Raw genomic sequence first — 23,398 nt, 5'->3', positions numbered from 1 at the left:
CACTTGTCTTGATACATAGTTGCTTGCATAAGATAACTCTACAACAAGATTATTCGCACTTTTGAATTTAACATAAACTAAAACATAACAATGAAGCACATTTATTACATTTTCGCTTTTATCATGGTGACCGTACTCTTCTCTTGTTCTGATGGCGCAGAACTGAATAAGAATGAAGTACCACTTCTGTCAGAGGCTCAAACCTCTATGCCCCCTTCGACAAGGGCAACGATGGCCGGTGCTGACAGCATTAGCCCGCTTAAAATAAACGACTCTGTGAGGTATCTCTTGAATTTACGGACAAAAGCTGGCAAGCGTCTTCGCAGGATTAGTCAGCAGGGAGCAAACTATGATGCAAATTTTAATAGCAATATGTTTGCTATAAGAGAGCTGCCGGTAAGGATAGAAGTGCTGGAGTCCGGTAAGGATAAGAGCAAAAGGTATCTGTATTGTTCAGGTACCAAAGCAGAAGTGAAACTCACAGACAAGAAGAACGAGGCAGATAAAGCCCAACGCTTCTATATCAAGATCTTGCCAGCTTCGGCAGGCATCCCCTATCTGTTGTATTCTGAATCGTCCCAAACGCCGCTTACTGTCGGACACTATAATAAAACTCCGAACATCAATATTATGATGTCCTCCTCTAAGGATGAATTCTCCAATCTTTTTGTCAGCTGGGATTTAAAACCTACCAACACAGATGGATATTTCAGCATAGAGAATGAGATGTTGCTTGGTCAGAAAGACCCTAATAATATGTGGTCGGTATTCAATTATTATTTGAACGTGAACGACAACGATGAGGTTCGTTTTGCTGAATATACAGGAAAAAATCAGCAGAAATTTCTTGTGAAACCTCTAAATGTGTTTACAGTCAACAAGGTGGACTTTGATTTTGAGAATGCCAAGGTTACAGATGCTGCTCCTTATAAAATAAAATTAGATAGGGTTTATAAGGGTAATCCGGGCGCTTCTTTCTCTGATACAGTCAATACTCGTGTCACAGAGAGAAGCTGGTTCCAGCAGTATCGGAGCAATATAAGATTCGACTTAAACACTACCACATGGTTCCAAATGCCGACAGTTCTGGCAAGGAAGGCTCTGTTGTTGGACGGAAATACCCGCAAAATAAGATACATCACCTCAGGTTATCAAGATGTCTATTCTAATAGAAAATATATTGTTGAAGGAAAAGTTCCTCAATCAAAGGATAGGTATTTGATCTCAATTTATTTGGAATTAACATCGTATAAGGTTGAGGTTCCATATACAGTATATGCTAAATACAATGATCGCGAAATAAAATTCACAGGAACATGGGAAGGCTTTGTAATACCCGACTCTGACTTGATAGACGCTGTGAAATTAACAAGATTTTTTGATGTGGTAACCGGTGAGGAGATTTTTGACTCTGCTGCTGCAAAATCTTTCAAAATAGTGAAGAAATGAGAATGCGTGATTTTCCATTATTTTCCTTTTTCGTGATAGTTCTTGTATCTTGCTCTGAAGTTGCTGAACAGGAAAGTGGCAACGCCATAAAGAGCACTGCAATACAAGAAATACAAGATACTGTTTATCAAGAGAGAAATTCAAATCTCCCGAACGTTAAAACGCACTGGTCTGATTATGAACTTCTTTCGTCTACGCGCGCGACCGCTAATGACGATAAAAATGGGAATTCCGGAGAGTTGTTAGGATATTCATATAAAATTGGCAATACGATTTTAGGTGATCCACATAATGTAGGTTTCCCTGTTATAGACATAGACAAGGTTTCAGATTATGACCCGAAGTTTATAACCAAAAATCATATAGGCACATCTTCGATAAACAGCTTCTCATACACCAGCTATGATGACTTTATACAAAAGTCGCAATACTTAAAGAAGTCATCATCGGGATTCAGCCTCAATATACTTCATATCATCAAGATTGGACGCAGGCATAAAAACACGAAAGTATTCTCTTCCTACATTAGCGACTCCATTCATGCTGTATATGGAGAGGCAGATATTGCTTACTACAATTCCGAGTTTAAGTTAAATCCATCGGAAAGTTCTCTTCATGCTTACGCATTGGCTTGTCTGACAAAATCTTTCATGAAAAATCTTTATGGTTCGCCTGCTGGTAAACTTTTGAGCAGCTATGGGGATTTTATCATGGCGGATTACTTGACAGGCGGAAAGATCACGGCTTTGTATGCCGGACTGGCAAGATCGTCCATAAGCGTCAAGGACAAGGAGAAACTCATGGATCAGGAAATAAATGCTTCTATAGATTTCAAGATTAAGAAATATTCGGGCAACATCAGTCTTGACAGCCTAAAGATTGGAAATAGCTCAGGCGTTATTTCTGGAAGGAAAAAGTTCCTTGACGAATGTTACACAAGCATTAACACATTTGGAGGCAAGCATGGTATCGAGACAGCGGACAGGCTTCTTGACATACATAAGTCGTCTATGGACATGTCTTCCTGGGCCCAGTCATTGGATAATGAAAATACGCATTCCATCGTGTCCATTGGGGACGGAGGACTTCTCCATATAAGTGATGTGGTATTGGAGGACAACTATAAAAAACGGTTAGAGCTTACTTCCGAGGGATATTTGGACAGTTTCAATAAGTTTTTCTCTACTTTCATTGAGATTTCAAGATATTACGTTAGATATTCCTCGAAGTATAATAAGGCTTTGTATGGTATAGCAGCAATATTGAATACACGGCAAGGAGACAAAATAATACTAATTGAGCCGAACGACAAGAATCTGACAGACGAGGAGCTTTTGAAGAATAACGACAATGATGTATTTTTTGCCAAGGCCTCCAAGATTGCCGAAGAAATGAAGAAAGTCTTCGACATAGAAATTAAGTCAAATGTCTACGGACGGTATAATCCACAAATATTAGACCCATTATGTGAGACCATAACAGTGGACTTTAACAATATGCACTGGTTCGGAAACAGCAATCTTAACTTAAAGTTTATATACAATAAAGAAAGCAAGATAGCGTTTACTGTATACGAGGATGATCTGGAAGGTGACTACGTTCTGGATGAATATGGACTCAGAGACTGGTTTGACGCTAATTGTACGTATAAGAACATTAGTCTTGGAACAGTAACAAGAACTTTTAAAATTATTGGTTTATGAATACAAGAAATGTAATCTTATTCCTTACAGTTGCTGTTCTTACCTTTTCCTCGTGCAAGGAAAGTGAAGACGAGACGATAAATCCAGTGACGGAGGAGATCCTTGCCAATGGTCTCAATATCGGACCAAACGGTGTGGATACCACTGTTGTCTTTCTTAAGGCCAACGGGTATAGCGTTGACGTCAACTATTCATCCGGTACTGGCAAATGGTGTTCAGCTACAGAATGTACGGATTCTGTTACGGGAGCCCCGGGTATCCGTATTAAATGTGCGTCTTCCGACACGTCTCTCTTTGTCCGGGAAGCTACAGTGAACATATCTTCATCGCGAGGCAACTATGTCGTGAAAGTGAATCAGAAGCCATATAAACTGGCATATTTCACGGACAATACTGTTTACGTCAAAAATACGGGTGGTAGCTTTATCATCCAGGTTAAGGCTAATTCTTCATTTAAAATCGACAAGACTATATATATCACAGGTTCTGGCAAGAATACAAGGCCGGTGGACACAAGTTGGTTGAGTGAGATATATAAGAAAGTGAAGTGTAATGAAGGCCAGGCGTTTAAATTTCCCCTCCAAGCCCAATTGAACACCGGTCTGGGGAGAAATGCGTTCTATGGTGTTTCTGGCGACAGTCTTCATAATAAAGCCTCAATCCTCGAGGTGATACAGGAACCTCGCACGCTGAATGCATCAGAGACTATTAAATTTGGGATGTTTTCAGACCGGCTTAATCTCTTGTTAGGACGGGATGAAGAGAATCTTTCGAGAATGAGAAGCCTTACGATGATAGGATACGCGGGACCCACAGACGTTGAATATGCCGCTAAAATAGGCCGGCTGTCTCTTGATACGCTGGATATGTCGGCGTGCGATTTCACGGGCTATTCTTACGAGTTCAATATTGACGAAAGGCTGTTCTTCAACTCCCATCTGTCGAGGATCTTGCTTCCCAAAGGCATTAAGACAATTAACGAGGAGGCTTTTGCCGATTGCAAGAATCTCAAGACTGTTGTTCTGCCAGCAAGTTTGGAGCGCATAAGGTCAAGGGCATTCGCCAGCTCGCCTAAGATAGACGAAATCGTGATTCCTACAGACTCAAAACTAAAGGCGATATATGAGGAGCCATTTAATACAGGTGGCGTTTTGAAAAGCCTGTTCATTCCCAAATCGATAAAATATATGGATGTGGATGCCCTAAAAGGTCTTCGTGTAAAGGAACTGCACATAAGGTTGGACACACCACCATCATTAAATCAGGACGGTGACATTGACCGCAGTGGAAGCATATTGTATGTACCTAAAGGCTGCAAGGAAAAGTACATGTCAGCAACCTATTGGAAGAGCTTCGGACAGATAGTGGAAGAGTAGAGATCAATAAGATCCCTAAGATATTAGATGAAGATTGCTTTACAAATTACTATAAGGCAACAAAATCCTGGATGCATTTAACGGAAGAGCCGAAGATATCTGTCAACCTTTTGAATGTCTATCCTCTTAATCCCTAAGGATGGGAGATAAGCCACAGCATGTCTCCCATCCTCTCAGAGTCACAGCGGTATAGTGAAAATAAACTCCCTAATGACATAATAGCTGAGAATACCTGCCAAATAGCCCACAAATGCAATCCAACTCACATGCTTCATATACCAGCCAAATGTAATTTTCTCCAATCCCATGACGACTACGCCGGCAGCTGAACCGATGATCAGCAAGGAGCCGCCCACTCCGGCGCAGTAGGCCAGCAGTTGCCAGAAGATTCCGTCAGCGGCAAAGTCACCCACGGCCTGTATGGGATACATTCCCATGCAGCCTGCCACCAACGGCACATTGTCGATAATAGAGGAAAGCACCCCTATGATACCTGTGACCATGAAATGATTGCCATTGAATGTCACGTTCAAGCCCTTGCCCACCGCCGAAAGTGCGCCGATCTCCTCAAGACAACTCACAGCCATCAGAATTCCAAGGAAGAAGAGAATGGTGCTCATATCAATGTTGCGGATAAGGTTGACCACACGTTTCTTTCTTGTATCTTTCTCACTCTGCAGCTTTGCATAGAATACCTCGGTGACAATCCACAGCACACTCAGTACAAGCAAAATGCCTACAAAAGGTGGAAGATGAGTAATGCTCTTGAACACAGGCACAAACATCAGACCGCCAACACCAATCCAGAACACTACCTTGCGCTGGAAATCACCAAGTTCCTGGGCTGGAGCCTGGGTAACCACTGCCGGCTCCGTACCGTCATCGAGATTGCCTTTCAGCGCCATCTGCAAGATGAGGGCAGGAATGATCATGGAGATGAGGGATGGAACAAATATCTCACCAATGACACCTGCAGCGGTGATAAGCCCCTTATTCCACAGCATGATAGTCGTCACATCGCCGATAGGTGAGAAGGCCCCACCGCTGTTGGCTGCAATAATGACCAGTGCGGCATAGATAATGCGGTCCTTATGCTGCGGCACGAGTTTGCGGAGAATCATGATCATCACGATAGAGGTGGTCATGTTGTCAAGGATAGCCGAGAGAAAGAACGTCATAAAGGCGATGCGCCACAGCAAAGTCCGCTTGCTCTTAGTGTGCATCACACGGCGCACCCAATCGAAACCACCGTTCTGATCAACGACTTCAACGATGGTCATCGCACCCATGAGGAAGAACAGCGTTGTGCCCGTGTCGCCGAGATGGCCTTGAATGATATCGGTGACAAAGATAAGAACCGGGTCCACGTGGCTCCCGAGTTCGGGATGCTCCAGCTTCAGGATATCTAAAAACTGGGGATGCATCAGCGAAACGAAATAGCCGGGGTTGAGCATGTAGAGTGTCCACACGACAACAAACATGAGCAGGGCGACGGCAGCCTTATTGACTTTGGTCACGCTTTCTAAGGCTATGAAAAGATAGCCCGCTACAAACACAATAATGATCGCAAGAGATAGTGTTGACATTAGCGCAATTGAATGATATTTATATTAATAATTATAGTTTGATACAAAATTACGAATTATCCTCGAAAGAAAATATAAGTATCAAAAATAAAAAGTACTTTTCTTTGAAATTTCAAGGGCTTTTCATTATCTTTGCAAACAATATGAGCTAAATCTTGGCTAAAACACAGATTATATTAAGATGAATTCTGAAGAAGCCCACAACGTCAGGCTCAGCGAGAATATAATCCTCGCCGATGCCGACTACATCGATTATGTTGCTTTCCAGCTGTCAGTGCAGTTTGAACGTATGTTAGGCCGCCGTATCGCCAAAGCCGACCTAAGCCAGTGGGCTGTAGACATTGCGCTCGACGGCGGGCTGCGCGCTGATGGCAAAGCCCATGAGACGCAACTCGTGCTCGTTCATGAGAAACAGCACCCAAAGCTGAGCAACTTCACCCCCTCCATATTTGAGACAGAGCTTAACGGCCAGGCGTTCAACGACAAGGCTTTAGGTGAATTTCTTGTCAATGCCTACGCCGTGGGCGATGTGGTGAGCAAGGACGACTATATGCTTGACACCGTCAGTATGGTGCTGGGACATGATGAGGTGAAACGCCTCATGATCATCCCCAATGGTGAGCAGGGTACGATCTATGAAGAGCTTGCTGCCGCTCTGCGCAATGCTCCTGAAGACAAGCATATCACGATCTTCGCTATGCAGCCTATGGCTGGCGGCAACTTCAGACAAGAGATACTGGGCTACTCGCTGATGAATGCATTGGGCATCAAGGCCGGCGAGATCCATCCGGAATAATAGCGGCGCACAGCAGGGATGACGGCCGTGACCGCCCGCGACAGAAATAAAAATGACTAATAACATGATAAAATGAGCAACAAAGTTTTAATGATCGGAGCCGGAGGCGTCGCAACGGTGTGCGCTTTCAAGATCGCAGAGAATACAGACGTGTTCGGAGAGCTGATGATTGCTTCCCACCACAAGGAAAAATGCGACCGTCTCGTGGACGCTATTCACGCCAAAGGCTACACCATGGACATCAAGACGGCGGAGGTTGACGCCGACGATGTGGAGCAGCTCAAGCAGCTCTTCAACAGTTACAGGCCGAACCTTGTAATCAATCTCGCCCTGCCCTATCAAGATCTAAGCATCATGGACGCCTGCCTGGCCTGTGGATGCCATTACCTTGACACAGCTAACTATGAGCCAAAAGACGAGGCGCACTTTGAGTACTCCTGGCAATGGGCTTACAAGGACCGCTTCAAGAAAGCAGGGCTCACTGCCATCCTCGGCTGCGGCTTCGATCCTGGCGTCTCGCAAGTGTTTACAGCCTATGCCGCAAAGCACTATTTTGATGAGATCCACTATCTCGATATCGTTGACTGCAATGCTGGCAACCACCATAAGGCGTTTGCCACGAACTTTAATCCTGAGATCAACATCCGCGAGATCACTCAGAAAGGCCTCTATTACGAGAACGGCAAATGGATTGAGACGGCTCCTCTCGCTGTTCACCGCGACATCACCTACCCCAACATCGGGCCTCGCGACAGCTATCTGATGCACCATGAGGAGTTGGAAAGCCTCGTGAAGAACTATCCTACCATCAAACGCGGGCGCTTCTGGATGACCTTTGGACAGGAATATCTCACACACTTGCGCGTCATTGAGGACACAGGCATGGGGCGCATCGATCCCATTGTCTATGAAGCGCCACTTGCCGACGACCCAACGAAGACGGTGAAGGTAAACATTGTGCCACTGCAATTTCTCAAGGCCGTGCTGCCCAATCCGCAGGATCTCGGCAAGAATTACGACGGCGAGACAAGCATCGGCTGCCGCATCCGTGGAATCAAAGACGGCAAGGAACATACCTATTATATATACAACAACTGCAAGCATCAGAATGCTTACAAGGAGACAGGCATGCAGGGTGTGAGTTATACCACGGGCGTGCCCGCCATGACCGGTGCCATGATGCTGCTCAAAGGTATTTGGAAGAAGCCAGGAGTATTCAATGTTGAGGAGTTTAGCCCAGACCCGTTCCTCGAAGAACTCGGTAAGCAAGGGCTACCCTGGCATGAGGAGTTTGATAAAGATATTGAGTTATAGGCAAAATAGACATATTGAGCACAAGTACGCAAAATAGACTTCATTGGCTTAAGATGTCTACTAATAAGGAAAAACCACAATGGCTAAGACAGAAGAACAGATAGCTGCCGAGCAGGCAGAACAGCAGAAGGCGGAGAAGCAGGCGAAGATGAAGGCCTTGCAGGCTGCCATGAGTAAGATAGAGAAAGACTTTGGTAAAGGCTCTATCATGCGGATGGGCGATGAGAAAGTAGAGAATGTAGACGTCATTCCCACAGGCTCCATCGGCCTTGACATAGCGTTAGGTGTAGGCGGATACCCGCGCGGCAGAATCATTGAGATTTATGGTCCAGAATCATCAGGTAAGACGACACTTGCCATCACCGCCATCGCAGAGGCGCAGAAACGCGGTGGCATTGCCGCTTTCATCGACGCAGAACATGCCTTCGACCGCTTTTATGCTGAGAAGTTAGGTGTGGATGTTGACAATCTGTGGATTTCACAGCCCGACAATGGCGAGCAGGCACTGCAGATCGCAGACCAGCTCATATCCTCTTCGGCAGTGGATATTCTCGTGGTCGACTCCGTGGCTGCACTCACTCCAAAGAAAGAGATTGAGGGTGAAATGGGTGATTCAGCCGTCGGTCTGCAGGCTCGACTGATGAGTCAGGCACTGCGTAAACTCACCGGTACCATTTCAAAGACCAATACATGCTGCATCTTCATCAATCAGCTGCGTGAAAAGATTGGCGTGATGTTCGGTAATCCTGAGACCACGACAGGTGGTAATGCGCTGAAGTTCTATGCCAGCGTGAGAATTGACATTCGCCGAGTCACAAGTCTGAAGGATGGCGACAACGTGTATGGTAACCATGTGCGGGTCAAGGTTGTGAAGAACAAGGTAGCACCGCCATTCCGCAAAGCTGAGTTCGATATTCTTTTCGGACAAGGCATCAATAAGGTTGGTGAAATCCTTGACCTCGGTGTGGAGCAAGACATTGTGAGCAAGAGTGGAAGCTGGTTCTCCTACAATGGCTCGAAGCTTGGACAAGGCCGCGATGCCACCATGCAGTTGCTTAAGGACAATCCCGAGCTCTGCGAGGAGATTGAAAAGCAGATTATGGACAAAATCAAGGAAGAGTAAAAACAAAAGGATAATAAGGCAAAAGGGTAGAAAGGATAACACTCCTTTTACCCTTTTGCCTTTTTACCTTTATCGTTATTATACATAGGTCTCTAAAAATCTTAACCTTCCTTCTGTCTTGATTTCCTTTGTCGTAGCAGGGAAGAGCAGAGAATCACCAGCTGACACCTCATAAACATGTCCTTCGTCATCGGTCATCTTTCCGCTTCCATCCACCACAATGGTGATGACAAAAGAATCGAGAGCCTCCACATCAAGTGTCAGCGGCTGGTCTAAATCATAGACAAAGGTCTTAAAAAACGGGCACTGCACCAACGACACGCCACGGTTTTTCTCCGGCACATACGCTTGTCGATAGTCAGGGAAGACCTGATAGTTGATACTCATCGCAGCTTCCTTCGTGTGCAATTGACGATAGTTTCCGTCCTTGTCCTTACGTTTGAAGTCGTAAATACGGAAGGTCACGTCAGAAGTCTGCTGTATCTCACATAGGAAACAACCCTTGCCAATGGCATGAATACGCCCCGATGGCAGGAAGAAGCAATCGTTCTCCTTTACGTCATAATGGCCCAAGGCATCAACAATGGAGCCATCCTCCACCATTTGCACATATTGCTCGGGGGTAATCTCCTTTCTCAGACCAACAAGCAAATTGGCATCCTTGTCCGACTTCATCACATACCACATCTCCGTTTTTCCACGCTCATAACCCAGCTCGTGGGCAGTTTCGTCAGTGGGATGCACCTGGATAGACAATGGTTGCTGTGCATCAATAAACTTAATCAGCAAAGGAAACTCATTTCCAAAACGCTTGTAATTGTCTTCTCCAACTAAATTTCCTTTCAAGATGCTGACAACTTCACTGAGCCGTTTGCCGTCAAACCGTCCGCCACTGACTGTAGTCTCAGAGCCAGGGACACCCGAGATCTCCCAGCTTTCACCCACATTTTGCAGATTACTGTCCAAATGTTTAAAAGGGATGATTTTATTGCCACCCCAGAGTGTCTGTTTCAATAACGGACTAAATTTTAATGCTTCCATCGTTCTTATGAATATCTATTCTGAATCATTTATTCTTATTCCAAAATGCCGGTGTAAGCACAACCAACACCGTGAATATCTCCAAGCGTCCCACCAGCATCATGAATGAGCAAAACCATTTGATAAAATCGGGCAACTGCGACCACGACATCGTCGGGCCTATCTCCGTGCCTAATGTCGGCCCCACATTGCTCAAGCAGCTCAAACAAATCGTGATGGCATTAGTATTATCCACGCCTGCAGCAATAATGATGAAGGCGAAGATGAAGAAAAGCATCAGATAAGCCGTCACAAAAGCCAGCAGTGACACCCGCTGGCGGTCAGGCACATTCTGGTCGCTGATCTTCAACGGAAGCACGGCATTAGGGTGAATGCGCTGAACAAGCTCATTGCGCAATACCTTGAGAATCATCACGCAACGCACACACTTAAGGCCTCCTGTGGTGGAACCGGAGCAGGCGCCGAAAAACATACACACAGCCAGAACCACCCACGTCACATGTGGCCAGACGCCGGCATTGTCATTGAAAAGGCCTGTCGTCGTCATGAACGACACCACTTGAAAGACAGCCGAGCGAAAGGCATGCTCAATAGCATAATGATTGCGGAAGATAAGCTCACACATGATGAAAGCAGTAGCCCCCGCCACTATAAGGATGTAAAAGCGAAACTCTGAATCGCGAAACAACGCTTTCACTTTCCGCTTGAAGACTGTCGTATAGAGCAATGTGAAATTGGTACCGGAAAGGAAACAAAAGAATGTGGTGACATATTCCAGAGCCGGAGAATGGAACGCTTCTGTCGAATTGTTGTTGATGGAGAAGCCCCCTGTAGCCACCGACGACATGGTATAGTTAGCGGCCTCATACCAATTCATACCAAACACCATATAGCTCAGAAAGCAACACACACTAATAAGGAGATAGACCATCCAAATATAGCGCACACTGGTGGAAAGCCTGGGCTGTAGCTTTGACTTAAAAGGCCCCGTAGACTCGGCTCCAAACACACGAATGCTGGCACTGCTACCTGCCACTGAGGGAATGACGGCAATCACCGTAAACACAATGCCCAAGCCGCCAACCCACTGCGTGAGCGACCGCCAAAAGAGAATGCCGTGGGGTAAAGCCTCCACATCGTCAATGATAGTCGCACCCGTAGTGGTAAAGCCCGACATTGCCTCAAAGTAAGCGTCCGTAAAACTATGAAGGTAACCACCTAATAGAAAAGGCAAGGTGGCAAAGAGCGAATAGACCACCCAAATAAGCGTGACCAACAGATAGGCGTCACGCCGTGAGAGACTGTTGGTGGCGTTTCGGCCATAGAAACGCAGCATCACACCGGCAAAGACAGTAAGAATTGCCGAGGCAGCAAAAAGCAGGATATCATCCTCACCAAACCAAAGTGCCACACCCATGCAGATGAGCATTGATACGGCCTCCTGATACAGCAAGCCTCCAAGGATACTGAAGATGATTTTGAAATTGATCATAATGACAACCTGCTAAGCAGTTCCCTGCCTATCTTTTCTATTTTTCTGGGAGAATTGAAGTATTTCTCCAGAGCCTTCATGTTCACACCATGACAGAATACTACAACATGATCGCCCGCTTCTATCTGCGTATTGCCGTTAACTAACATACCTTTATCGTTTCGTACCAGTCCGCCAATCGTTACATCCTGTGGCAACCGGAGGTCTTTCACGGGCAGTTTGATAACCTTGGAGTCGTCTTTTGCCACAAACTCCGCCACATCAGCATTGGCCGACATAAGGAATGTGACGTTGAGCACATCGGCATCAAGCATGAGCTGATAGATACGGCTGGCAGCAATGGCTTTCTTATTGATGATGGTACCGATGTCAAGTTCCTCGGCCATCGAGGCATAATCAAGGTTCTCCACGTCGGCCACGGTTTTGCGGACGCCGAGACGCTTGGCCGTAAGACAGGCCAGAATATTGGTCTCCGCATTGCCCGTCAATGCCACAAAGGCCTGAGTATTCTTAATGCCCTCGTCTTCAAGGAGATTGGTGTCGCGCGCGTCGCCCTCAATGACGAGCGTCTTATCCTCTATGAGCTCATTGAGTTCCTCACAACGATCGGGATTTATCTCTATGATCTTGGCATTCATATATTCTGGCAACGACTGCAGGGTGCGTACTGCCGTCATGCCGCCTCCCATAAACATTACATTATGTACGTCGGTATAGCTCTCTTTTCCTGTAATCTGCCGGATATAAGGGATATATTGCTTCATGGTCATGAAGTAGACGAGGTCAAGACAGCGCAACTCATCGTTACCACCTGGGATAATAGTTTCCTGGTGGCGCTTGATAGCCACCACATGGTAAGGATCATCAGGGCCGCAAAGGTCTTTCAGTGGTTGGTTAAGGATCTGGCAATTGTCGCGCAGCTTGATGGCAAGCATCACCAGCGCGCCGCCATGTACATCCCAACGCTGACGCACCCACGACATTTTCAGGCCATTGATAATCTCCTTGGCTGCCAATATTTCGGGATAAATGAGCTGGTCAACACCCAAGTCCTTGTAGAACTGGCGTACATCATCTTCCACGTACTCAGCGTCGTTAACCTTGGCCACGGTCTTCCTGGCATGGAGAGCATGAGCCAGAATACAGCTGTTGATGTTCGCGTTCTCATCAGGTGACACAGCAATGAAGAGGTCGGCATTCTCTGTTCCCGCCTCGCGCAGGGTTCTCACGCTTGAGGCGGAGCCGCAAAGCGTGAGCAAGTCATAGTCGGCACCTATCCTGTCAAGGCGTTCCTGATCGTCGTCGATAATCGTTATCTCCTCCTGATTGCGGGAGAGCAACCTCGCCAGATGGGTACCGATGGCATAAGCACCAGTGATGATGATCTTCATAATAACTTTTCTATCACTTCACAAATACTGTCATTATCAATGCCGCACACCTTCCGCAGCTCCTCCACCGTGCCATGCTCCACAAAGGTATCAGGCAATCCGAGGCGCACAATCTTAGGTGAATAGCCGTGATCGGTCATCCATTCGAGTACGGCCGAGCCCATACCGCCATTACGAACCCCGTCTTCCACCGTGATGATCTTTCTGAATTTGCAGCCTATTGCCGTCAGCAGGTCTCCGTCCAACGGTTTGAGGAAGCGCAGATCGTAATGCGCTATCCAGCCTGTGCTTTCTGCATGTTTCTCCTCGAAGTCTGATATAATGTTCGCAATCTCATTTCCTATCGGTCCGATAGTGATGACCGCCACCTTTGATCCTTCGTGCAGACAACGGCCCGTTCCCACGGGAATCTCCGTGAGCGGACAGCGCCAGTCCTCCTCTTTCAAAACAGGATAGACGCCCCTTCCCCGCGGATAACGGATGATAAAGGTTCCCTTTCCGGGCAATTGGGCCGTGTACATCAGCCGTCGAAGCTCGTGCTCGCACATCGGTGCGGCAATGGTAAGATTGGGTATCGGACGAAGTGCGGCCATGTCAAAAGCTCCGTGGTGAGTGGGACCGTCCTGCCCCACGAGCCCCGCGCGATCGAGACAGAGCACGACAGGTAGGTTGAGGATAGCTAAATCATGTATGATATTGTCATAGGCCCGCTGGGAAAAGGCACTGTAGATGTTGCAGAAAGGCAGTAATCCGTCCTTTGCCATACCGCCTGAGAAAGTCACAGCATGCCCCTCGGCAATGCCCACGTCGAAGACGCGGTCGGGCATTTCCTTGGCCATAATGTTCATGGAGCAACCTGAGGGCATAGCTGGTGTGACCCCCACGATTTGCGGATTCTGCCTGGCCAGTTCCAACAGCGTCCGGCCGAAGACTTCCTGGTATTTCAATGGCTGTCCGTCACCGTTCTCAGCGATGCGCACACCTGTGGCAGCATCGAAACGACCAGGGGCATGCCACACCGTAGCATCCTTCTCAGCGGGGGAGTAGCCCTTGCCTTTGACGGTGTGCAGATGGAGCAGCTTGGGACCTTTCATGTCCTTAATCTGTCTCAGCACACGCACCAGCTCCATCACATCGTGACCCTCAAACGGTCCGAAGTAACGGATGTTCATGCCCTCAAAGATGTTCTGCTGATGGGCGAGCGCGCTCTTGAGCGCATTGTTCAGGCGGAGGATACCCTTGCGACGGTCATCGTTAAGATAGCCCTTACCTCGCAGCCACTGTGAGGCCTTAAAACGAAGGCGGTTATAGGTCTCGTTGACATCAATATTAATGAGATACTTCTCCATTCCTCCCACGGCACGATCAATGGACATATCGTTGTCGTTGAGGATGATAAGCATGTCGTTGGGCGTTGACGACACATTGTTGAGGCCCTCATAAGCCAGTCCGCCGCTCATGGCGCCGTCGCCAATGACCGCCACGACGTGCCTGCCGGGATGTCCCGTCCGCTTTGCCGCCACAGCCATACCGAGTGCCGCAGAGATGCTGTTGGAGGCATGTCCGCACGTGAACGTGTCGTATTCACTCTCCAATGGCGTGGGGAAAGGACGGATACCGCCAAGATGACGGTTGGTATAGAACTGGTCACGACGGCCTGTAAGAATCTTATGGCCATAAGCTTGATGGCCTACGTCCCACACAATACGGTCTTCCGGTGTGTCAAACACATAGTGAAGGGCTACCGTGAGCTCCACCACGCCAAGACTGGAAGCGAGATGACCGGGATTGACAGACACCTCGTCAATAATGTCTTGTCGCAACTCACGGCACAACTCCGGAAGCTGCGCCACCCTGAGCTTCCTAAGATCTGGGGGATATTGTATTTGACTTAAAAGCGAAAACATCTTTTCATCCATGATGCATCAACCTGCATTAACCTTGCAAAGGTAAGCAAATATTCTCAAACTATCGTTATTTTAAGGTTATTATTATTCACTTTTCGCTCGATTCCCACGATTCCCACGCAACATCCCTTCTTCCTACCACAATGAAGCGCAATTCCATCATGCGGCAGTTGCATTGTAAAAGGGTGTGTTACAAGGCAAAAGAGTATTTTTTTTACCAGCTAAGATTTCCTCACCCCAAATTATAAGGCTTAAAATAAAATATCCGAAATACAGTCAGATTCATAGTAATTCTTTTCTGTTAGTCAATCATACGGCTACAGAGTTTGTGCCAAGTATAATGATGGCAGTGCAAACTCTGTTAATTTGGATGATTGCTGATATTCATAAAAAAAATACATATTTTCTTCGCATTACCAAAAGATATGTTTAAATTTGCAGAAAAAATTCATTTTGGAATCATTGTTAGCTTAAGATTGGAAGATAGTAGCTCTCCCATGATTACGATATCACTAAGCATGGTTAATTAACAATATTACCATTTGTCATATACGAATTATAAATTTATTAAATTAATAACAAACCTACCATGAAGTATCATCATGTGTTAAGTCTCACCCGAAGGTTACCATCAGTAGTAATCCTAATGACCTTTTTCTTGGTCCTCATTGGGACTACTCCGGCATTCTCGCAGGTGCCAGGTAAGCCGTTCTCAATCTCGTTTAAGGATAAGAGTGTGGCTGATATCCTGGATTTCCTTGCAACAAAGGGCGATTACAAAATAAATTATTCCGACGACGTGAAGAATGATTCTCTACTTCTCACCATCTCGTTCGATGATGTCGACGAACTGAGTGCTGTAGAGAGCCTTTTATCACATACGCATTTCATGCACAATGTTGACGGGAATGTCATCAACGTTTTTAAGATGCAGGATGCTAAACAAGGACAGTTCGTGCTTAAAGGATCCGTTAAGGACAAGGACGGACTGGGTGTTCCCTTTGCTACTGTGCAGATAAAAGGGACATCAAAGGGTGTTATAGCTGACATTGATGGCAATTTCTCCATGCCTCTTGATCAGCAGGAAGCGAACATAACCATATCAAGTGTGGGCTTTGAACCAAAGACTTTGAAAGGTCATGCAGGGAAAGACCTGAATGTTGTCCTTGTCTCTTCGGCCCATTCCTTGGGCGAAGTGACAGTAATTGCCTATGGTAAGCGTAACACACGCGAGCAGGTGGGTGCGATAACGTCCGTTAAACCAGAGGATTTACAGAAGGCTCCGACGGCAAGTATTGAGAACTTACTACAGGGACGTATGGCTGGTGTCGACGTGAGCAACCTCTCCGGATCACCTGGCGGTGGCGGTTCACGCATCACGATACGTGGTTTCAGTTCGCTGAACCAGAAGGGTATCAACGACGGAACACCTCTCTACGTCATTGATGGTATTCCTGTGTGGGGCAGTGCGTCAGAGGCTACAGGTGGAATCAATCCCTTGGCTGGTCTTGATCCTTCAAGTATCGAGTCTGTTCAGGTGCTGAAAGATGCCGCTTCTGCCTCCCTCTATGGTTCACGTGCAGGTAATGGCGTTATCCTTATCACGACAAAGAAAGGAAAATCAGGCAAGTCTGAAGTGAGTGTCAACGTGTCTCAGTCGCTTTCATGGTTGCCAAGCACGCCAATGCAGACCATGGGTAAAGGTGAGCGCGACATTGCCTTGCTCCTTGCAAAGAGCCAGCGTGAGGCACATTATGACTATCTTACGGACAAAATTGTTTTTCCTGGATCCTATAAGGACTCGTATGGATGGGATGCTGATAATGATGGCGCATATGATTATCTGTGGCGCAATGGTAGGGTCCTTGACCCCGATCGTCGTTTGCCGGCCATTGCCCAAGACTCTCTGAACACCTTTTATAATAATAGAACCAACTGGTGGAAATACGCTTTCCGTGTTGGTCGGGTGACGAAAGCCGACCTGCAGTTGGCTGGAGGTACGAACAATATAAGGTATATGGTCAATGCTGGTATCTATGATGAAAGGGGTATCATGATTAGTTCTAACTTCCGTCGTTACAGTTTGTTGAGTAATCTCGACTTCAACCTGTCTACAAAGCTCAGTGCTTTCACGCGTATCAACCTCACTTATGCCACACAGAAGGCGGGTTCTGATGGTGGTCGTGTGCAGGGATTGACCTTTGATCCAAAACAAACGTCGACACTTCTGCCCGGAAAGGGGAGTACAGCAGAGCAGATTGCACTGCGTCAGCTGAAAGATATCGACAAGACGAACTCTAATTATAATGTCCGATTGAGTATCGGCCTGAACTATAACATCTTCAAAGGATTGCGCTTTTCATCCACTTATTCACTCGATCATTACTTCACACGAGTATATACTTTCACACCCGACTATCTGAAATATGACCTCAAGTCAGCTGTAGATGCATCGAACATAGCAATGACGAATATTCAGGCAGAGAATATCCTGACTTATAACGTACCACTTTCAAGTGATCACAAGCTGGAGTTGATGGCAGGTATGACGTATAATTACGACTTGTTACAGAACCTTAGCGGCACGGCAAAGGGCGGTCCAACGAACTCCATCAAGTATGCTGGCGAGGGATGGCCATCTCTTTTGAATGATGATGGTACGATAAGAGCCGCACAAAGTTTCCTCACCAATCAGCAGGAGCAGTCATTGGTCGGCTTCTTAGGGCGTGCTGCATATAACTATAAGAAACGTTACATGGCCGAAGTGTCCGTTCGTTCGGATGGATCAAGCGTCTTCGGCAAGGACGTTCGTTGGGGTACTTTCCCTTCTGTAGGTCTTGGTTGGGCTTTCAGTGAGGAACATTTCATGAAGAAATTCTGGTGGTTAAGCTTCGGTAAGCTGCGTGCTTCATGGGGAAAATCAGGTCAGAAGTTCCAAGAACCTTACCTTGCGCTGGGCGTAATGGAGGAGAGTAATGTCTTTAATGGCTCATTAGGCTTGATACCACAGTCCATGGCAAACAAGAAACTGACGTGGGAAGAGAGCGACCAGTATGATGTTGGCCTCGATCTTCAGTTCTTAGACTATCGTTTAAAGCTCAAACTCGATTATTATTATAAGTATTCCAGCAAGCTGCTGATGCAGTCTTATCTCCCAGGTAACGTCTTCTTGGCAACAAGCATGTGGGACAATGCCTCAGCAATCTCGAATGAAGGTATTGAGTTTGAGGCTCAGTATGACATCATTCGTAAGAAGAACTGGAACTGGAGTGTGGGAATGAACCTCTCACACAATAAGAATATGCTGCGCAAGACCTATAATGGTGAAGACCTCAATGACAAGGTTTTGGGTCGCCCTGTATATGGAATCTACACTTTCAAGGATGAGGGTATCGTACAGAAGGAGGAGGATATCCCAATGTATCCTAATGCTTCCGGAAAGCTTACGCCACTCTATTTTCAGTCGGTTAATAACCCATTGCGTGTGGGTGGGCGTAAGATCAAGGACCAGAACTTTGATGGTGTGATCGATGATAAGGACCTCTATTATGCTGGTAGTACGCTGCCTGCAGTGTATGGTGGCCTGAACAGTCACTTGGAATGGAAGGGATTGAGCCTTGATGTACTGTTCAGTTACACCATAGGACGTAAGGTGATGAACATGTACAAGAACAGTGCCTTCACTTTTACGAAAGACTTTGGTGTTATCATGAACTACTTTCACGAGGGTGACTTCTGGACTCTTGAGAACCGCAATGCCAAGTATCCTTCCCTTGAATTTGCTGATAAGGATTACATCGGACAGTTTGATGGTAATGTAGACTCCAACATTGAGAACATCAGCTTCCTGCGTCTGAAGCAGTTAGTCATCGGTTATCAGTTCCCAAAGACTTGGTTGAAGGGTACTTTCGTCAAGGATGCAAATATCTATCTCAGTGGTGAGAACCTCTTCTTGATAACCAATTATTCAGGAGTTGACCCCGAAGTCATCAATCCTTATACAGGAAAAGACGACGGAACACAGTATCCTTTGAGCAGAAAAGTTACCTTGGGTCTTAATTTAAAATTCTAATTTTGAAAATGAAAAGAATCATATATCTTTCGTTATGTGCCTGCCTTCTCTCTTCCTGTAACTTGGATCTGCAGCCTGAGAATGGGCTTACATATAGTAATTCCTTCAATACGGAGAAGGAATTGAACGCCACAACGACATCCATTCAATACTATATCAACACCGTCGTGGGCAACAATTATGACTTTGCAACGGCTGGTGTGTTGGCTGATGACATATTGGATGGTAAACAATTGCGTGAGTGGAACCCACGAACGGTGATAACAAGTGAGTATTCTTGGAAGGGCTTCTATGATATTATCTTTGAGTCTAACCTGTTGTTGGATAACATTGACAGGACGAAAGACTTGTCGCCTGAGCGCCGGAACTACCATGTTGGACAGGCAGAGTTTGGGCTTGGACTCTCTTATTTCCTCTTGGCTCAGCGTTATGGGGATGCTATCATCACCGAGAACTCTTCTATCATCAAACCTTATGAGCTGTCGTCTCAGGAGCAAGTGCTCAACACGGCGATTGAACATGCTAAGAAAGCATTGGATGTTTTGCCTATGTTGGACAAGCTGACCGACCTCAATGGGAATGCAATAACCAATCGTCAGACGGCTTCAAAGGGTACTGCTGCTGCTTTGTTGGCACAGCTCTATGCGTGGAGAGGTAGTGTTACGGAGCTTTATCATCTGAATGGTAATGCGCAGGAGGACTATCAGAACGCTGTCAAATATGCCACTGAGCTGATTGATAATAAGGTGGGTAACTACCAGTTGTGCACTTCTCCGGAGGAACTCTGCACCTATCTGTCAAATGAGAAGAGCCCTAATCCAGAGGCTATCTTCAGCCTTTACTTCGATAAAACACGTTCTGAGAATGTCGTTTCACCAAATGAGATAGCGCAGAATTACGTGAGCTGGCCTGTAAGAGAAGATCAGACATTGGCTGACCTACCATCTGGAACCACTTATCAGTTGTACAAGTCAACGGTAGAAACACTCTTCCCAGATACAACAGACAAGCGTTTACAGGCGTTTTTCTATCAGCGGGGGACTCAACATGACGTAGATGGCACAGATTATGCCATTATGTATAAGTTCAGAAAGGCCATCTTCGACGCCGATCAGTACTCCCCAAGTGGTAAAAGTTACCGCACTGTAGATGCTGATTACGTGTATTGGAGACTGGCAGACATCTATCTTTTGCGTGCAGAATGTAATCAGAAGCTGGGAAATGAAGCACAGGCTATTGCCGACTTAAACGTTATCCGTAATCGCGCTGGTGCCTTTTCTTACCCTTCAACCTATGATACTGGAGGCCTGAAGAAGGCTATCTTCCTCGAAAGAGAGAAAGAGTTTATAGGTGAAAATGATGCCCGTTATGCTGATATTATCCGTAATGGATATGTTAAAGAGGAGCTGCAAGGTAAGTTCAAGGTACTCACCAACCAGGATATACAGAACGGTGCGCTCTTCTTGCCATTGCCAAAAGACGCATGGCAGGACAAGGATGGACATGTCATTAACAACAAATTGCGCCAGAAACCATATTGGCAAGCATATAACTAATGGTTGGTTTGGTTACGAATCTATAATAACTCTGATATGATGAAGAAGATAATTTGTATTATAATGTTGTCTCTTGCTATATGTAGCCTCAACAGTTGTACACAATACAACTTTGATGATACCGGAGTGGCCAATGGTAAGCATGAAACAACCATGTGGGACTACTTTAAAGGTGATAAGTATAACTGGCAATTGCTATGTGAGATGGCTGAAAGAGCCAACCTTGTGGGTATCTTTCAGGGCACAAGCCAGTATGGAAAGAACTTCACTTTCTTCGGACCGACCAGCAATAGCATCCGTCGTTACCTCTATGCAAATGGTATGGAGTATGTTTCTGACATGCCAATAGCCGACTGTCAGAGGTTTATCCTCGACTGTTTGCTGCCAGGTAAGCGTGTTATGCTGGACGATTTCAAGGAAGGTGTGAAGTCAACTGACCCCTCTACGCCGATTGGAAAGGGTGGCGAGATGCTCACAATGGCCTCTGGTAAGCAGTTATGGGTATATACTTTCCGTGAATCTTACAATGGTGTGGCTCATGCAGGACCACTTCAGATCTACCTTGTGTCACCTTCTACGACGAAAACTTCCCACGTTGCTTCATGTAACATTGAGACATTGACGGGTGTTGTACACTCTCTTGATTATAATTTCACGCCAGGTGATTTCTAAAATCACGCTGACTGAATATCTGAAAGCATATTGCTTGACTATCCAAATCACATGAAATGAATATTAGACGATGATGAAGATAAAGAAAAATAACATACTGATGCTCTCTCTGATGGCGCTCGTCATAGGATTCATGGCATCATGCAGCAAGATGGATGTGGGTTATCTCCGGACTGAAGGAGCCTCGTTCACTCCTGATTCAATGAATGTTTTCCACAACATTGATTCTACCAGCGAGCGTGCAACTGACAATTTGCCGTTCGTATCCATACGCATTCAAGGTGTAGCAGGTACCAATCCTGTTAATTTCGACCTATCAAGTGTCAAGGCTGACAGCCCCTCTGCTTCTGAACTCTTTATGAAACTCTATAAAGAAGGGAAGATTTCAGTGGCTGGTGGACTGATAGTTGTCTCACAAGATGCCTCCCGTCAGCTCTCTAACGGACATTATGCACTCTCTCTTAGGGTGTATAATGAGGACCATGAGGCCATCTTAAAGGATGTTTTTACGATTGTAGTAACAGACGATGAGCTGCCTACCGAGTAACTTCCGTGGGCTTCTCACACGACAATATGAATAACTTATAAGGTATTACTTATGAAAATGAAAAGATATATCTATGCGCTTGTAGCGCTTTTCATGTTTGTTTCTCCATTACATGCTCAGGAGAATACAACGGGTATCAGCTTCTTTAAAGGGACATTTGAGGAAGCATTGGTCAAGGCAAAGCAGGAAAACAAACCGTTATTTGTCGACTTTTATGCCGTATGGTGTGTTCCTTGCAAGAAGATGGCTAAGACTGTTTTCACCCAAGAGGCGGTAGGTAAGTACTTCAATGAGCACTTTATCAGTCTGCAACTCGATGCTGAGAAGGGCGAAAACGTACAGATTGCGAAGAATTATAAGGTTGTTGCCTATCCGACAATGGCTTTTATCGCCCCAGACGGCAAGGCCTTATCAGTCAATACGGGTGCCATGAATGCCGATGAGCTCATGGAAGCAGCCAAGATTGTTGCTGGTGAGAGTGTGAGTTTTGAGGAACTTTACAATAAGTACAAGGCAAATAACAATGATCTCGACGTACAACAGCAGCTTCTTCTCAAAGCTCCTTCATTTCTCCAGGCGCAAGAAGGCATGGAAGCAGACAAGTGGGTGACGCGTTTACAGAAGCTTTATAAGAACTATATCGCTGCCAAAGCACCTTTGAAAATCATCAACGAGAACGACTATAAGATTATTCTTACCCTTGAAGGAGATGATGATAAGGAGCACAAACAGTACATCGTAGACCTTATCAATGATCATCTTGACGACTGGATGAAGGCTATTGGCAAGGCACCAGCCTACTATATTGCTGAAGCTAACGACATGCTGGCTGAAGATTTGGCAAAGGATGGCAACATAAAGTATAAGGATTATGTTGAGAAAGTCAAGAATCAGTATGCTAAAGCCTATGATGTTATCGGTTTGAAGGGCATCACCCCTTACGAGAAATCAAAGCTTTACTTCGATGCACTCTACAATCTTTATAAGAATAAGGATGTAGATGGATACATAAAAGCTATGCAGACCTACTTCTCAAAGATGCAGGATAACCTCCGTGCAGCCGACTATGGTAAGGCAGCACAGAACCTTTACATGGCAGCAGGCAAGAGTCTGAAGCCTAAGGACCATGAGATCGCTATCCAATGGGTCGAGAAAGCGCTGTCACAAGAGGACGCTGTCATGGACCGAGTGAACTACATGGTGATGATAGGTGACTCTTATCGCGAGCTGAAGAACTATGCTAAGGCACACGAATTCTACAACCAGGCGTATGCAGAGACGCTCCGTCTGGAGAATATGGAGATGCCTCAGGCTATGCTGCAGGATGCCATTAAGCAGAAAATCGCCACTATCGAACTTCTTGAAAAGTAAAC

Annotated in this window: 16 protein-coding genes; 11 read left to right on the top strand and 5 right to left on the bottom strand. The window is 46.0% G+C overall.

The features are described from left to right. Nucleotides 1-90: 90 nt before the first annotated feature. From PREMU_RS14105 to PREMU_RS04950, 3 genes are read left to right on the top strand one after another with little or no spacing between them, the layout of a single operon-like run. Entirely contained in the window at nt 91-1,449 is a 1,359-nt protein-coding gene (locus tag PREMU_RS14105; RefSeq protein ID WP_007573585.1) for a BSAP5b family pore-forming toxin, read from the top strand. A gap of 2 nt (nt 1,450-1,451) precedes the next feature. Further along, a complete protein-coding gene (locus tag PREMU_RS04955) occupies nt 1,452-3,152 on the top strand; it encodes a BSAP5a family pore-forming toxin (RefSeq protein ID WP_156803965.1) in 1,701 nt (566 codons plus the stop codon). Then, nucleotides 3,149-4,528, top strand: coding sequence for a leucine-rich repeat domain-containing protein (locus PREMU_RS04950; protein ID WP_007573583.1), 1,380 nt, complete (start codon nt 3,149-3,151; stop codon nt 4,526-4,528). The genes PREMU_RS04955 and PREMU_RS04950 overlap by 4 nt, the downstream gene beginning before the upstream one ends. 179 nt (nt 4,529-4,707) lie before the next feature. On the opposite strand, the gene nhaD is transcribed toward PREMU_RS04950, so the two are convergent. Continuing rightward, a complete protein-coding gene (nhaD, locus tag PREMU_RS04945; protein WP_007573582.1) occupies nt 4,708-6,114 on the bottom strand; it encodes a sodium:proton antiporter NhaD in 1,407 nt (468 codons plus the stop codon). Between the two features lie 181 nt (nt 6,115-6,295). Between nhaD and PREMU_RS04940 the strand changes: the two genes are divergently transcribed. The 3 genes from PREMU_RS04940 (at nt 6,296) to recA (ending at nt 9,347) form a co-directional block, all read left to right on the top strand. Next, the gene (locus PREMU_RS04940) at nt 6,296-6,910 is read left to right on the top strand and encodes a DUF6621 family protein (protein WP_007573581.1); all 615 of its coding nucleotides are present in this window, start codon (nt 6,296-6,298) and stop codon (nt 6,908-6,910) included. A gap of 72 nt (nt 6,911-6,982) precedes the next feature. Further along, nucleotides 6,983-8,224 (top strand): saccharopine dehydrogenase family protein, encoded by a 1,242-nt coding sequence (locus tag PREMU_RS04935; RefSeq protein ID WP_007573580.1) that lies wholly within the window; start codon nt 6,983-6,985, stop codon nt 8,222-8,224. A 148-nt stretch (nt 8,225-8,372) separates the two neighbouring features. Then, nucleotides 8,373-9,347 carry a recombinase RecA gene (gene recA / locus PREMU_RS04930; protein ID WP_244863892.1) on the top strand — a complete coding sequence of 325 codons (975 nt, stop codon included), beginning with the start codon at nt 8,373-8,375 and terminating at the stop codon, nt 9,345-9,347. Between the two features lie 78 nt (nt 9,348-9,425). Here recA and PREMU_RS04925 read toward each other — a convergent pair whose 3' ends face one another. The 4 genes from PREMU_RS04925 to dxs are packed head-to-tail and all read right to left on the bottom strand — an operon-like array spanning nt 9,426 to nt 15,190. After that, nucleotides 9,426-10,388 (bottom strand): type I phosphomannose isomerase catalytic subunit, encoded by a 963-nt coding sequence (locus PREMU_RS04925; RefSeq protein WP_007573577.1) that lies wholly within the window; start codon nt 10,386-10,388, stop codon nt 9,426-9,428. Between the two features lie 25 nt (nt 10,389-10,413). Beyond that, a complete protein-coding gene (locus PREMU_RS04920) occupies nt 10,414-11,880 on the bottom strand; it encodes a TrkH family potassium uptake protein (protein WP_007573575.1) in 1,467 nt (488 codons plus the stop codon). Next, the gene (gene trkA / locus PREMU_RS04915; protein WP_007573573.1) at nt 11,877-13,271 is read right to left on the bottom strand and encodes a Trk system potassium transporter TrkA; all 1,395 of its coding nucleotides are present in this window, start codon (nt 13,269-13,271) and stop codon (nt 11,877-11,879) included. The genes PREMU_RS04920 and trkA overlap by 4 nt, the downstream gene beginning before the upstream one ends. Beyond that, the gene (gene dxs, locus PREMU_RS04910; protein WP_007573571.1) at nt 13,268-15,190 is read right to left on the bottom strand and encodes a 1-deoxy-D-xylulose-5-phosphate synthase; all 1,923 of its coding nucleotides are present in this window, start codon (nt 15,188-15,190) and stop codon (nt 13,268-13,270) included. Before dxs ends, trkA begins: the two co-directional genes overlap by 4 nt. A gap of 577 nt (nt 15,191-15,767) precedes the next feature. Here dxs and PREMU_RS04905 point away from each other — a divergent pair. The 5 genes from PREMU_RS04905 to PREMU_RS04885 all read left to right on the top strand — a co-directional run bounded on the left by PREMU_RS04905 (nt 15,768) and on the right by PREMU_RS04885 (nt 23,396). After that, the gene (locus tag PREMU_RS04905; RefSeq protein WP_007573569.1) at nt 15,768-19,250 is read left to right on the top strand and encodes a SusC/RagA family TonB-linked outer membrane protein; all 3,483 of its coding nucleotides are present in this window, start codon (nt 15,768-15,770) and stop codon (nt 19,248-19,250) included. Nucleotides 19,251-19,258: 8 nt separating this feature from the next. After that, nucleotides 19,259-20,806, top strand: coding sequence for a RagB/SusD family nutrient uptake outer membrane protein (locus tag PREMU_RS04900; RefSeq protein WP_007573567.1), 1,548 nt, complete (start codon nt 19,259-19,261; stop codon nt 20,804-20,806). Nucleotides 20,807-20,845: 39 nt separating this feature from the next. Continuing rightward, nucleotides 20,846-21,478 (top strand): hypothetical protein, encoded by a 633-nt coding sequence (locus PREMU_RS04895; protein ID WP_040558632.1) that lies wholly within the window; start codon nt 20,846-20,848, stop codon nt 21,476-21,478. A 73-nt stretch (nt 21,479-21,551) separates the two neighbouring features. Next, entirely contained in the window at nt 21,552-22,025 is a 474-nt protein-coding gene (locus PREMU_RS04890; RefSeq protein WP_007573563.1) for a hypothetical protein, read from the top strand. Nucleotides 22,026-22,076: 51 nt separating this feature from the next. After that, nucleotides 22,077-23,396 carry a thioredoxin family protein gene (locus PREMU_RS04885; RefSeq protein ID WP_007573562.1) on the top strand — a complete coding sequence of 440 codons (1,320 nt, stop codon included), beginning with the start codon at nt 22,077-22,079 and terminating at the stop codon, nt 23,394-23,396. Nucleotides 23,397-23,398 lie beyond the last annotated feature (2 nt).

Origin of the sequence: Hallella multisaccharivorax DSM 17128, from assembly GCF_000218235.1 — a bacterium.
GTDB lineage: Bacteria > Bacteroidota > Bacteroidia > Bacteroidales > Bacteroidaceae > Prevotella > Prevotella multisaccharivorax.
The sequence above is the reverse complement of the archived record's forward strand: the minus strand, read 5'-3'. Positions and strand labels throughout refer to the sequence as shown.

Coding starts and splice junctions, on each gene's coding strand:
- PREMU_RS14105 (WP_007573585.1), top strand. CDS start 91: ATGAAGCACATTTATTACATTTTCGCTTTTATCATGGTGACCGTACTC.
- PREMU_RS04955 (WP_156803965.1), top strand. CDS start 1,452: ATGCGTGATTTTCCATTATTTTCCTTTTTCGTGATAGTTCTTGTATCT.
- PREMU_RS04950 (WP_007573583.1), top strand. CDS start 3,149: ATGAATACAAGAAATGTAATCTTATTCCTTACAGTTGCTGTTCTTACC.
- nhaD (WP_007573582.1), bottom strand. CDS start 6,114: ATGTCAACACTATCTCTTGCGATCATTATTGTGTTTGTAGCGGGCTAT.
- PREMU_RS04940 (WP_007573581.1), top strand. CDS start 6,296: ATGAATTCTGAAGAAGCCCACAACGTCAGGCTCAGCGAGAATATAATC.
- PREMU_RS04935 (WP_007573580.1), top strand. CDS start 6,983: ATGAGCAACAAAGTTTTAATGATCGGAGCCGGAGGCGTCGCAACGGTG.
- recA (WP_244863892.1), top strand. CDS start 8,373: ATGAAGGCCTTGCAGGCTGCCATGAGTAAGATAGAGAAAGACTTTGGT.
- PREMU_RS04925 (WP_007573577.1), bottom strand. CDS start 10,388: ATGGAAGCATTAAAATTTAGTCCGTTATTGAAACAGACACTCTGGGGT.
- PREMU_RS04920 (WP_007573575.1), bottom strand. CDS start 11,880: ATGATCAATTTCAAAATCATCTTCAGTATCCTTGGAGGCTTGCTGTAT.
- trkA (WP_007573573.1), bottom strand. CDS start 13,271: ATGAAGATCATCATCACTGGTGCTTATGCCATCGGTACCCATCTGGCG.
- dxs (WP_007573571.1), bottom strand. CDS start 15,190: ATGGATGAAAAGATGTTTTCGCTTTTAAGTCAAATACAATATCCCCCA.
- PREMU_RS04905 (WP_007573569.1), top strand. CDS start 15,768: ATGAAGTATCATCATGTGTTAAGTCTCACCCGAAGGTTACCATCAGTA.
- PREMU_RS04900 (WP_007573567.1), top strand. CDS start 19,259: ATGAAAAGAATCATATATCTTTCGTTATGTGCCTGCCTTCTCTCTTCC.
- PREMU_RS04895 (WP_040558632.1), top strand. CDS start 20,846: ATGAAGAAGATAATTTGTATTATAATGTTGTCTCTTGCTATATGTAGC.
- PREMU_RS04890 (WP_007573563.1), top strand. CDS start 21,552: ATGAAGATAAAGAAAAATAACATACTGATGCTCTCTCTGATGGCGCTC.
- PREMU_RS04885 (WP_007573562.1), top strand. CDS start 22,077: ATGAAAATGAAAAGATATATCTATGCGCTTGTAGCGCTTTTCATGTTT.